Genomic DNA, 11,796 nt, shown 5'->3' with positions numbered 1-11,796 from the left:
ACTCCTTGGGAAGGTGGAGAAACCCTACCAAACTGGGAGCAAAAAATTACATTACGAGAAGGATTTAAAATGATGGTTGAGGAGAAACAATGAAAAAAATTGCTGTTTTGGGTGCAGGAATCGCTGGAATCTCAGCTGCATTCCACGCACAAGAAAAATATCCTAATGCCGAAGTGTTAATCTATGAAAAATCAAACGATTGGGGCGGATTATGCGGTGGATTTTATATAGATTCTAACAAGGGTAAATTTTGGTTTGACAATGCGGTGCATTTGTCTTTTGCTAAGGATTCTTATGTCCAAAAAGTATTTGCAGAATCTAGTAAGCCTATACGGCATATACCAGATCCTATAAACTATTTTCAAGGATCTTGGCTTAAACACCCAGCACAAAATAATCTTTTTCATTTGCCAGTAGAGATGAAAGTTAAAGCCATTAAAGATATGATGAATAATCATAACAAAAAAGAAAAATTAGAGAATTTTGAAGAATGGTTAAAAGCACAATATGGGACATTTTTTACCGAAAATTTTTCAATGAAATATACGCGTAAATATTGGAGTGTTGAAGCAAAAGAGCTTAATACAAATGCAAAGTGGGTTGGATCAAGATTCTATCAGCCAAGTGTTGAGGAAGTGTTAGAAGGGGCTATGACAGATGATACTCCAACAACCTATTACGCACAAGAGCAAAGATACCCAGAAGAAGGACAATATAGATCCTTTGTAAAGAATCTAGCCCATCAAATCACTATAAAATACAACAAAGAAGTTAAGCATATTGACACAAAAAAGAAAATTTTGTCTTTTACAGATGACAAACAAGCTTCCTACGATGTGCTTATCTCTACACTTCCACTTCCTGAAATCATCAAAATGATGCCAAATGCCCACAAGGATGTAAAAGATGCAGCTAAAAATCTTCATCATACACAAGTTGCGCTTATTTCTCTTGGCTTTAATAAACCGGATATACCCAAAAATTTGTGGTTTTATGTTTATGATGAGGACATTTTGTTTGCAAGAGTATATAGTCCATCTAAGAAAAGTCCCAACAATGCCCCAAAAGGCTGCTCTAGCTTACAAGCTGAAGTGTATTTTTCCACATTTAAGCCTTTAGAAAAACTAGCACCAAAAGGCTCAAATCTATCTCAATATTTTCTAGCACATACTAAAGATTGGCTAGTTAGAATGGGGGGGGGGGTAGTATTAAATGATATAATATGTGAAGATTTTCGTATATGGCCCTATGGGAATATAATATTTACGCACGGTATAGAGAGATATAGGAAAATTGCTTTAGATTTTTTACAAGAGAATGGCGTTGTATCTTGTGGAAGGTTTGGAGAGTGGGACTATCTCTGGAGTGATGAGAGTTTTTTAAGTGGAAAAAGAGCAGTAGATAAAATTTAAAGGAGAGATTAGTATGTCAAATCAAAAAGATAATTTAAAAGTCGATCAATGGGAGGCTGGTGGTAGCAACTTGAGAGATCACTATACAAAAGCTGAGCAATACGCAATGATTCAAAAAGCGCGAGAACAATGTGAAAAATATATGGATCCCAATTTTGATCCATCAAGCTTCGTATTTCCTAGAGATAATTTTGCCGTTGTAGCACATATAGAATCTAGATGTGTTTTTACACAAGATTCTAGCTCACAAGATGCACCTCTATTTACAATTGCTATTCCCACATTTAATCGTGTTGAGACATTGAGGCGTACATTACTAAGTGCATTGAAGCAGAATTTTTCTTGGTATTATGAAGTTATTGTCGTAGAAAATCCAAACAACACAACATTTGTGGCAGAATCTATGTTGCTAGATGAATTTAGGGGACAAATTACCTACTATCAAAATTCACAAAATATTGGTGGATACAATAACTGGAATCGCTGTTTAGAGTTAGCCCGTGGCAAATGGGTATGCCTTTTGCATAGTGATGACGAATTATTGCCACAATATCTTGGTATGATGCAAAAACTTGTTGCAAATCCTTCATATAAAGAAGCGTATCTAATAGGTGTTGCCCAGGAAGATGACAGCACAATGATATATCCTAAAAGCATAATGCAAAAAATTGTGAGTAATTTTTTTTACTCACAACCCTACTTATTGTCAAAACAAATGCAACCTCAAAAAATTGGAGATTTTGTAGTACTTCCACCTAGTGCTGTGCTACATAATCGTGCTAAGTGTATAGGAATTGGGGGATATGATGAAAACGAATTTCCAAGTGCCGATATGACATTTTTTAATCGTGCCGCAATAAGTGGAGATGTATATTGTTATCGAGCAATGTCTCTTGTAATAAAACATCCTGAAATATCCTGCATTAATAATCCAAGTATAGCTTTGATGTTTATAATGCAAAATCCACAAATGTTAAGAATTTTCAATAAAAAAAATGATTTGTTAGGCATTTTGATGGGTAATTATATAGAGAATTTAAAGTATGTTGAAAATAAAGCACCTTTAGTTAAGCTCTATGCGCAAAATTGCCTACACAAACAAATACAAATTTTTCAAACATATGAAAATCTCACTCCACATCAAAAATTCAAAATGTATCTAAAAATCAATCATTTATGGCTTTTTGTATTTTTGAAAAATATTAAAAATATTGCTACTGGTAACTTTCTATCATTACAATCAACAAAAGATATAATTACCCCCCCCCCATTAATACCTTAATCATACTCTTTTTTCTATGTACAAAGAGAGTATGGTTTGCCATTCCATTCTCGCAACAATTCATTAATACAATTATTTTTTCTCTAGCTTCATATGTTTATCATACTGTTGTGCCATATCCCTATGTATATCGCACAAGATTTTATTCTTTTATAACTACCTTTTCTTTTACCACTTCCATAAATTTATCTTACAACAAGGAGCTATGATGAAATATAGTATTATTATACCCAACAGGAATCGTAAAGAGTTTTTGGAGTATGCCATTGCAAGTGTTTTATCACAAGCTGGTGATAGAACAGATTATGAACTGCTTGTAAGTGATAATTATTCAAGTGATGGGTCGTATGAATATATCCAAACCATCACACATCCGTGTGTAAAAATTTTGCGACCACCATCGATTAAAACAATGTCCACTCATTTTGAATACTTGTTAGATCAAGCACAGGGTGATTGGATTACGATAGTGGGAAGCGATGATGGGGTACAACCATATTTTTTCTCTCTTGCTGACAGACTGATAGAGTTGGCAAATACACAAAACATTAGGGTTATCAATGGAGAGAGAGCATATTACTTTTGGCAAGACTGTGGCAAAAAATATGGAAATATACAAACACAATATATAGCCGAATCTCGATATATTATTAAAAGTGCCGACAAGGAATTTATGCCCACATTGTTAAGGGGTGAAGGTTTTTTTTCTATGCCACAGATTTATGCTGGAAGTCTTGTCCATAAAGATGTAATAGCCTATATCAAAAGAGCTCAAAATGGTATATTTTTTAAAAGCATTGCCGGTGATGGTTATGCAAGCGCAGCCATGGCAAGTATAGGTGAACGATATATCCACTCATATGTTCCTTTAACTTGGATAGGCACTTCACCTGAGAAGCAGAAGGTTGCAGAATTTTATGATCTACCAAAAGATACAATCGAGTGTGCCAAAGAGCTTGGTGGAGATTATGCAAACTTAAAGCATATAGGAATAACAATGTGGATGTGGGAATGTATGCTTAACGCTTCTATGCTTCAAAGTCAAAAAACACAACGATTTTATCGAACAAAATCTGTTGCCTATATTATCTGTGTCACCATTGTAAGAGAGAGACATAAATATACAAAATATATGACAACAGATGAGAAAATAATAGGAGAAAGGAATTTTAAAAATCTTATGCAAAGGCTTGATGTAAATCCTGCGATTGTTTACACAATGGCATTTATATTACATTTCTACAAACAAGACTTTTTTGTTCGTGCTTGGAGAAAAATAGGGCGTATATGTGGTTTCATTCCACAACCATTTAAAATCTTAACAAATTGTCATAACCCTACCAAAAATGCCAATATTTTAGAATCTTGTAAATTAACACAAGAACTTTATGATAAAGAATTTGCAAATACAAAAATTCATTTAAAAACAAAACGATATTGGCGAGAATGGATTGTGAAAAGCAAATAATCCTTAATTTATTCTTAAACTTACTGTAAGGATACAGCATAGAAACAACAAATTGTACAAAGTTTTATCGATCCACATCACATTGTGGATCTCACTTTTGTTTCTGGTATAAGTTTTTATTATATATTGCTATACAATTTGTATGTTAATGTGTATGAACTTGCAAAACTTTAATTCTTACGAGAACTATGCTCACTTATGAATATGTGGATTTCTAGTGCAACAGAGCTATTTTTTTAGGTTAGTCTACGCCTATAATCCTTCCTGCAAATAAAAAATACAAACGGAACACCACGCACAGCAACGCCCCATATATGCACAAATTTATAACTGTAATGCTCATAAGCCACTACACAAAAAAATACTTTAAGCAAAAAGAATATTTGAAAAAAACTGCACACACAGCAAAAAATCCTTACCAGATCGATTTATAAACTTTAGTCAAGAGTCAAATTTTCCTTAAAATCTACCAAAAAAGTGGCCGGGAGAGAGGGATTCGAACCCCCGGAGGTATGACCCTCAACGGTTTTCAAGACCGCCGCTTTCAACCACTCAGCCATCTCCCGCCTTATTTTGTAAAGAAAGAAGTGTGTAAATTGGAGGCGACACCCAGATTCGAACTGGGGAATCAAGGCTTTGCAGGCCCATGCCTTACCACTTGGCTATGTCGCCACCTCTTAATTAATATCCTACAAAAAACTCTAAGGTGGTGCCCGAGACCGGACTTGAACCGGTACAGACGCAATGTCCGAGGGATTTTAAGTCCCTTGTGTCTACCAATTTCACCACCCGGGCTTTATTCCAAAAACGCAACTCAAATACTTTACAGATATTAAAAACATATTGTAAAAAGAAGTTACTTTGTGGATTCTAGTTTAAGTCAAATGGAGCGGGAGACGGGGATCGAACCCGCGGCCCCAACCTTGGCAAGGTTGTGCTCTACCACTGAGCTACTCCCGCATACGACTTTTAAGGGCATAATTGTAGCAATGCTTGTTAAAAAAATCAAGGGCAAAAACGCAAAAAATAGGTAAATTGTAGTCAAAACATTGATTTTTTTGCTATATAATCCCAACTATCACACAAAGCAAATAAGTCCAAATATAAATTTTCAATAGCATCATAATAAATGGCAATGAGCCTTTTTAGATTCTGTGCAAATGTCAAACACATCATCATAAGGAGTTTTTGTGCTACATCAGTTTGAAAGTTATCCATTTGAAAAGCTACGCACCCTTCTAAGCAATAGCACTCCTCCGCAAAATTGTGAGCTTTTCACACTCACCATCGGTGAGCCGCAATTCCCCACACCACAAAATATTGTAGAATCTCTACAGCACAACGCACCGCTATTAAATAAATACCCAAAAGCAAGTGGCGAGGACTACCTTAAAGACGCACAACTTCACTTCATTAAGCAACGCTACAATATCACCCTAACACACCAGCACATTATCCCAACCTTTGGCACACGCGAAGTGCTTTTTAACTTTCCGCAATTTTATCTCTATGGCAAGGCAAATCCAACCATTGCTTATCCAAATCCATTCTACCAAATTTATGAGGGTGCGGCTATTGCCTCTAAGGCAAAAGTTATTCATATGAATCTCACAAAAGAAAATGACTTCACTCCACAACTCACAGAAAGCCAACTCAAAGAAGTAGATATTGTGATTCTAAACTCCCCAAATAACCCCACTGGCAAGGTTATGGATATGCCCTCCCTTATCCAATGGGTAGAAAACGCCCTGCGATATGATTTTGTGATTTTAAGCGATGAGTGTTATAGTGAGATTTATAGCAATTCCCCGCCACCTAGCATACTTGAAGCCGCACTTAAGGCAAACAATAAAGACTTTAAAAATATCATCGCTCTTAATTCCATCTCCAAACGCTCCTCGGCACCGGGTTTGCGAAGTGGATTTGTGGCAGGGGATTGTGAGATTCTAAAAGCGTATAATCTGTATCGCACATATTTAGGCTGTGCCTTGCCCCTGCCTTTGCAAAAAGCTGCCGCAACAGCGTGGCAAGATATGCAAAGTCCTGAATCTAGCCGCAAAATCTATGCGAAAAATCTCGCCCTAGCCCAAGAGATTCTAGATCAATGGCTTTTAGATAGGGATTGTAAGATTTATCCCTACACATTTTATGTATGGCTTGAAGTGGGCGATGATGAAGCGTTTTGTAAATTTGCCTATGAAAAATGCGGTGTGCTAACCCTCCCGGGAAGTTATTTGGGCAGGGAGAATCAAGGCAGGGGATATGTAAGAATCGCCCTTGTGCATGATAATGACACAACACAAAAAGCCTTGCTGAAGCTTAGAGAGGCACTTATACTTTACAAAACACTTTACAAAAAGGAGCAGGAATGAAAATACATTTTATCGGCATTGGCGGGATTGGAATCTCCGGTTTAGCAAAGTATTTACACGCTCAAGGGGCGGAGATTAGCGGATCTGATATTAGTGAGGGCAATGCGACAAAATACCTTAAATCTCACGGCGTAACTATCACTATCCCACACAATGCAAACTGCATTACAAATCAATATCTCATTATACATTCTGCCATTATTAAGCCCGATAATGTTGAAGTGCAAGAAGCCCACAAAAAAGGTATTAAAGTGCTTTCACGCAAGGAAGCCTTAGCCTTTATCCTCAAAGAAAAGCGTGTTTTTAGCGTATGTGGAGCGCACGGCAAATCCACGACAAGTGCGATTTTAAGTGCGATTTTCCCGCAATATGGGGCGATTATCGGGGCGGATTCTAAGGAGTTTGGCTCAAATGTGCGTGAAGCAAAGAGTGAAACCATCATCTTTGAAGCTGATGAATCTGATAGAAGTTTTTTAAACTCAAATCCCTACTACGCCATTGTCCCAAATGCCGAGCCAGAGCATATGGAAAGCTATAATCATAATTTAGATGAGTTTTATGGGGCGTATAAAGACTTTATCCTTAAAGCAAAAAAGCGTGTGCTAAACACAAGCGATGCGTTTTTACACTCCCTCACGGATATAGATGCTATAAGGCTTAATCCAAAAAATGATATTACAAATATACATTTTGAGTTAAATGATGATGAGCCTTGCACTAGCTTTGAGTTAAAGCACTATGGGAAATTTAGCGTATGGGGCTTTGGGGAGCATATGGCAGAAAATGCCTCTTTAGCGATTTTATGTGCTATTGATGAATTAGGAGAGGCACAGCTCCCCGCTATTAAGCAGAACTTGCAACATTTCAAAGGTATCAAAAAGCGTTTTGATATTCTTTCAAAAGGAGACACAACCATTATTGATGACTACGCTCACCACCCCACTGAGATTCTAGCCACACTCAAAAGTGTAGCTATTTATAACAATCTCAAACCCCATAAAAAAATCATCGCCATTTGGCAGCCCCATAAATACTCCCGTGTGCTTGATAATCTTGAATCTTTTGTGAATTGCTTTGAAAATGGCTGCGATGAGCTTGTGATTTTGCCTGTGTGGAGGGCTGGGGAAGAGCATATTGGGATTGATTTTGCTAAACTTTTTGCACGATACAACCCAACATTTGCCACACATTTAAAAGCAAAAGATGGAAAAATTTATCTCTATGAGAATGAAGTCTTGCTAAAAATCCTTGAAAATGCCCTTATCATAGGGCTTGGAGCGGGGGATATTACCTATCAATTACGGGGAGAAAAATAATGGGTTATTTTATTTTCATCTTACTACTTTTTTTATTTGTGGCAATCGGGCTTGTATTTGCTAAAAGTAAGCTATCCACCAAAACAAAAGTGATTTTAGGCATTTGTATCTTAAGCCTAGCAATCCTTATTGGCGTATATAATCTTTTACAAAATAAACAAACACAGAATCTAGAGCGTTTAAAGACGGCGTTTGTAAGTGAAACTCCACTTATTTGCAACTTTCAAGGCAAACAACTTCGTGTTACTACACAAAATTTTACCCTAAGTAATGGCACGATGAGCTTCCAAGGCAGGGCAGATTCAAAATACAACCGCATTATTATCCCCCTGCAAGATTGCGATATAGAATCTGAATCCACAGATTCCAAAACAAACAACGCAGAATCTTAGGATTCTTTTTTCCATGACAAAGCAACCTAAGCAAGATTATGAGATTCTCGTCTCAAGGCTTGATTTAATAGCGTTTATAGAAAAGTTTGCTTCATTTTTCGCACGAGAAAAAAATAAGGATTCACACTTCACTTCTACCTTTCCCATTTTTGCGCTTCCGGGCGATAGGCAGTTTTTTAGCTCCCTTTTACAAGAACTAGATTCAGTAGAGTTAAAGCCCCTGCCAAGGCTGCCAAAGCTTGATACTCCCCTTCTCCACCTACAAAAACAAGGCACTTTAAGTTTAAATGAGATTTTTAGCTTTTCGCAGCTTGTGGGGTATTTTATATATCTTAAAAAGCACATTGCTGATTGCTCGCCTCGCACAAAAGCGTGGTGCGATAAGATTCTAATCCCTGAAGTCATTGCCAAGCTCCCCACATTTTTTACCCAAAAAGGCGAGATTACAAAGGGCATTTATCCGTATATTGATGAGCTTTACTCACAAATCAAACAAACAAAAATCCGCATTGATGAATCTCTACAAAAGCTCCTGCATACACAAGCCCTACTGCCCTACCTTGTGGATAAATCCGTGCATTACATCAATCAAAATGAATGCCTTTTGCTTAAAGCTGGATATAATCACAGCATTAAGGGTATGGTGCTAGAGCGTTCTCAAAGCGGCTTTTTCTACCTCTTGCCAGATTCTATACTCACGCTTAAAGAGCGTCAAAACATACTTAAAAATAGCTTGGAAGAAAGCCTATATCTCATCTGCAAGGAGCTTTCAAGCACTCTCACTAAACATCTACCATTTTTAAAATTCCTCAATCACTGCTTTGATATGTTTGATTCTATTCTTGCTCGTTTGAGCTTTGCTAAGGCTTTGAATCTTAGCTTTATTTACGCACTAGATTCTAAAAATCACATCATCTTACACGAGTTTAGCCACCCTGCCTTGCATTCCCCAAAGCCACTTAGCATTGACTTTAGCGGCGATTGCCTAATGATTACAGGGGTAAATGCTGGGGGCAAAACTATGCTTTTAAAATCAATTCTAAGTGCGTGTTTTTTAAGCAAATTTCTTATCCCTCTTAAAATCAATCCCCACCGCTCCAAGATTCCACATTTTAAGCATATTAACGCCATTATTTCAGACCCGCAAAATAGCAAAAATGACATCTCCACTTTTGCCGGCAGAATGTTAGAGTTTTCACAGATTCTAAACACGCCAAATCTTTTGCTCGGCATTGATGAGATTGAGCTAGGCACCGATGCTGATGAAGCGGCAAGTCTGTTTAAGGTGCTTTTAGAGCATCTTTTAGAAAACAAGGCTAAGATTTTGCTCACCACTCATCATAAGCGCCTAGCCGCCCTTATGGCAAACAATCCGCAAGTCCAACTTTGTGCGGCGATGTATGATATAAATACCCAAAGACCACTTTTTGAGTTTCTTGATGGTAGTATTGGCAAGAGCTACGCATTTGAAACAGCCCAGCGTTACAATATCCCATCTACACTGATTCAAAAAGCTAAAGATGTGTATGGAGAAGATAGACAAAGGCTCAATGAGTTGATAGAACGCTCAAGTGCATTAGAGATTGAGCTTACGCACAAAAAAGAGCAACTAGAAAAACAAATCACAGAGTATCAAAACAAGATTCTCTCTCTCAAAGAGCAAGAAGAGCAGCAAAAGCAAGAGTTTCAAGCCTTAAAGCATACCTTACAAACTCAATATCACAAAGCCACACAAACCCTAAAAGACGCCCTTAAAGCAAAAGAGAGCAAGGAGATTCACAAAGCCTTTAATGCTGCTCACTCCGCTTTTAACGCACTTCAAGCACAGCCATCTACGCAATTTCAAAAGCAGAATCTCCAAGTGAATGATTATGTCAAATATCAAAATACAAGGGGAAAGATTCTAAGTATCAAAGGTGAAACCTGCCTTGTAGAGCTTGAAAGCGGTATGAAATTGAAAGAAAAAATAGCAAATCTTAAAAAAACACAGCAAAGCCCCAAAAGCTTGAATCTGCAAAAAACAACATTTAAGATTGCACAAAATAAAAGTGTGGGTGTGAGCCTTGACTTACACGGAATGCGAGGGGAGGAAGCCATAGAGAAGCTTGATGAATTTTTAAGCAATGCCCTTATGGCTGGGTATGATGAAGTGCTTGTGTATCACGGCATTGGCACGGGAATCTTAAGTCGGCTTGTTAAAGAATATTTACAACAGCACCCAAAAATCATATCCTTTGATGATGCTCCGGCAAATATGGGCGGCTTTGGTGCTAAAGTAATTAAACTCTAAATAAGGCTATGGAGTTGAAATTATAAAACCTTAAAGCTGTGAGATTCTAGCTCGTACGCCTTTTATCTTAAGGTAAGTGCCTTAAGGCAGGGCTTATATGCCTTAAGCTATAATCCACCCTATTTTGAAGCAAATACAATTAAGCAAAAAGGACAAAAATGGCATTGTTTAAAGTTGAGAATATGCCCACACTGCTAGATGTTAAGCACCACATTCACTTTATCCATCAAACACCCCTTTTGCGGAGAGCTAAGATATTATGGATTCTCTCCATTGTTATTGCGATATGCGGGGCGATTCCAGCTTACGCACTTCTAAATAATCAAACCAAAGCCCTTGGTATTTTAAGCATTGCCAACACGCTTACAACACTCTGTATAGCATTTACCTTTTTTTATCTCTCAAGGTTTGCTTTGCGTAAAAGATTATTTATGCTGTATGTGTTTAATTTTGCCACAAGTGCATTTATAACGCTTATTGATTATATCAAGATTCCAAGTCCGGCGTATGAGCTTTGTGTCATTAGTATTGCTGTGATTGTTTGCTATTTAGCGTGGCAGATTGCTAAGGAGCTAAGCTTTATCACAAATGATCATCTTTTCTTTTTTGGTGCAAAAGTTGGATTTGTGGGGTTTTTCCTATCTATCATAAGCACAGCAATGTTTGCCATTAGTGATAATATGCTTGTAGCTGTTATCTCGCTTGGCACACTTGCGGTAATGCTGTGGGGAGCTATATGCTTTCTTATTGGAATCTTTAGATTGCGTCTTATTGTGGCCTATGGCGAAGATTCACAAAATCCACTCAAATAAGGAGAGTTATGCAAGAGCTAAGTATTGATATTTATTTTAAAGATACACTTAAAGATTCCATTGTTGATATGCTGCTTGAAGATGGATATGATGACTTTTTTTATATCCATTGCTCCAAATATGCTTCTAGCTCATTATTACAAAGTGCCGCAGAACAAGTAAGCGGAAGACAGGAATATGGGCTTTTTAGAATGTTTTTAGATGAAGAAAAAGCACAATTTATTGTCAATAAACTGCTTCAAGCCTTTGGCAAAGATGATATGAGAATCTACACGCACTTCACTACACGCGTGTAGATTCTGCATTTTTTAAATTTTAAAATCTACACCGCCTTTTTGCTTTCAATAAAATGCAAGTTTAGAATCTAAATCCCCCTAAAACCTCTTCTTATTCACATCATCTAATATATCTTTAGCTACTCTATCTACTCTTTGACTTATTTCAGCACTAGA

10 protein-coding genes and 4 tRNA genes are annotated in these 11,796 nt (G+C 37.2%); 9 read left to right on the top strand and 5 right to left on the bottom strand.

What is annotated here, in order from left to right; translation table 11 throughout:
* The first annotated feature begins 89 nt into the window (after nt 1-89).
* From EBF12_RS03025 to EBF12_RS03015, 3 genes are all read left to right on the top strand, one after another.
* Nucleotides 90-1,412, top strand: a complete 1,323-nt coding sequence (locus EBF12_RS03025; protein WP_121726349.1) for a protoporphyrinogen/coproporphyrinogen oxidase — start codon at nt 90-92, stop codon at nt 1,410-1,412.
* A 13-nt stretch (nt 1,413-1,425) separates the two neighbouring features.
* Complete coding sequence (locus tag EBF12_RS03020) at nt 1,426-2,694, top strand: glycosyltransferase family 2 protein (RefSeq protein ID WP_121726348.1); 1,269 nt, start codon at nt 1,426-1,428, stop codon at nt 2,692-2,694.
* A 208-nt stretch (nt 2,695-2,902) separates the two neighbouring features.
* The gene (locus EBF12_RS03015) at nt 2,903-4,162 is read left to right on the top strand and encodes a glycosyltransferase family 2 protein (RefSeq protein ID WP_157979044.1); all 1,260 of its coding nucleotides are present in this window, start codon (nt 2,903-2,905) and stop codon (nt 4,160-4,162) included.
* A 478-nt stretch (nt 4,163-4,640) separates the two neighbouring features.
* Here the strand turns inward: EBF12_RS03015 and EBF12_RS03010 are convergent.
* The 5 genes from EBF12_RS03010 to EBF12_RS11040 form a co-directional block, all read right to left on the bottom strand.
* Nucleotides 4,641-4,728: transfer RNA gene (locus EBF12_RS03010), tRNA-Ser, on the bottom strand.
* Between the two features lie 31 nt (nt 4,729-4,759).
* A tRNA-Cys gene (locus tag EBF12_RS03005) sits at nt 4,760-4,834 on the bottom strand.
* A 35-nt stretch (nt 4,835-4,869) separates the two neighbouring features.
* A tRNA-Leu gene (locus EBF12_RS03000) sits at nt 4,870-4,957 on the bottom strand.
* Nucleotides 4,958-5,047: 90 nt separating this feature from the next.
* A tRNA-Gly gene (locus EBF12_RS02995) sits at nt 5,048-5,122 on the bottom strand.
* Between the two features lie 81 nt (nt 5,123-5,203).
* Nucleotides 5,204-5,380, bottom strand: coding sequence for a hypothetical protein (locus EBF12_RS11040; protein WP_157979043.1), 177 nt, complete (start codon nt 5,378-5,380; stop codon nt 5,204-5,206).
* Here EBF12_RS11040 and EBF12_RS02990 point away from each other — a divergent pair.
* From EBF12_RS02990 to EBF12_RS02965, 6 genes are all read left to right on the top strand, one after another.
* On the top strand, nt 5,353-6,534 hold the full coding sequence (locus tag EBF12_RS02990) for a succinyldiaminopimelate transaminase (protein WP_121726346.1): 1,182 nt from the start codon (nt 5,353-5,355) through the stop codon (nt 6,532-6,534). The genes EBF12_RS11040 and EBF12_RS02990 overlap by 28 nt on opposite strands.
* Entirely contained in the window at nt 6,531-7,850 is a 1,320-nt protein-coding gene (gene murC / locus EBF12_RS02985) for a UDP-N-acetylmuramate--L-alanine ligase (RefSeq protein WP_121726345.1), read from the top strand. The genes EBF12_RS02990 and murC overlap by 4 nt, the downstream gene beginning before the upstream one ends.
* Nucleotides 7,850-8,242, top strand: a complete 393-nt coding sequence (locus EBF12_RS02980; RefSeq protein ID WP_121726344.1) for a hypothetical protein — start codon at nt 7,850-7,852, stop codon at nt 8,240-8,242. Before murC ends, EBF12_RS02980 begins: the two co-directional genes overlap by 1 nt.
* Before the next feature lie 13 nt (nt 8,243-8,255).
* The gene (locus EBF12_RS02975) at nt 8,256-10,532 is read left to right on the top strand and encodes an endonuclease MutS2 (RefSeq protein ID WP_121726343.1); all 2,277 of its coding nucleotides are present in this window, start codon (nt 8,256-8,258) and stop codon (nt 10,530-10,532) included.
* A 158-nt stretch (nt 10,533-10,690) separates the two neighbouring features.
* Nucleotides 10,691-11,344, top strand: coding sequence for a hypothetical protein (locus EBF12_RS02970; protein WP_121726342.1), 654 nt, complete (start codon nt 10,691-10,693; stop codon nt 11,342-11,344).
* Between the two features lie 8 nt (nt 11,345-11,352).
* Entirely contained in the window at nt 11,353-11,640 is a 288-nt protein-coding gene (locus tag EBF12_RS02965; RefSeq protein WP_002955427.1) for a DUF3240 family protein, read from the top strand.
* Nucleotides 11,641-11,796: the final 156 nt, after the last annotated feature.

Origin of the sequence: Helicobacter labetoulli (genome assembly GCF_003670275.1) — a bacterium.
GTDB classification, from domain to species: domain Bacteria; phylum Campylobacterota; class Campylobacteria; order Campylobacterales; family Helicobacteraceae; genus Helicobacter_C; species Helicobacter_C labetoulli.
The sequence above is the reverse complement of the archived record's forward strand: the minus strand, read 5'-3'. Positions and strand labels throughout refer to the sequence as shown.

Excerpts from the sequence above, each read along its gene's own strand:
- EBF12_RS03025 (WP_121726349.1), top strand. The coding sequence starts at position 90 with ATGAAAAAAATTGCTGTTTTGGGTGCAGGAATCGCTGGAATCTCAGCT.
- EBF12_RS03020 (WP_121726348.1), top strand. The coding sequence starts at position 1,426 with ATGTCAAATCAAAAAGATAATTTAAAAGTCGATCAATGGGAGGCTGGT.
- EBF12_RS03015 (WP_157979044.1), top strand. The coding sequence starts at position 2,903 with ATGAAATATAGTATTATTATACCCAACAGGAATCGTAAAGAGTTTTTG.
- EBF12_RS11040 (WP_157979043.1), bottom strand. The coding sequence starts at position 5,380 with ATGGATAACTTTCAAACTGATGTAGCACAAAAACTCCTTATGATGATG.
- murC (WP_121726345.1), top strand. The coding sequence starts at position 6,531 with ATGAAAATACATTTTATCGGCATTGGCGGGATTGGAATCTCCGGTTTA.
- EBF12_RS02980 (WP_121726344.1), top strand. The coding sequence starts at position 7,850 with ATGGGTTATTTTATTTTCATCTTACTACTTTTTTTATTTGTGGCAATC.
- EBF12_RS02975 (WP_121726343.1), top strand. The coding sequence starts at position 8,256 with ATGACAAAGCAACCTAAGCAAGATTATGAGATTCTCGTCTCAAGGCTT.
- EBF12_RS02970 (WP_121726342.1), top strand. The coding sequence starts at position 10,691 with ATGGCATTGTTTAAAGTTGAGAATATGCCCACACTGCTAGATGTTAAG.
- EBF12_RS02965 (WP_002955427.1), top strand. The coding sequence starts at position 11,353 with ATGCAAGAGCTAAGTATTGATATTTATTTTAAAGATACACTTAAAGAT.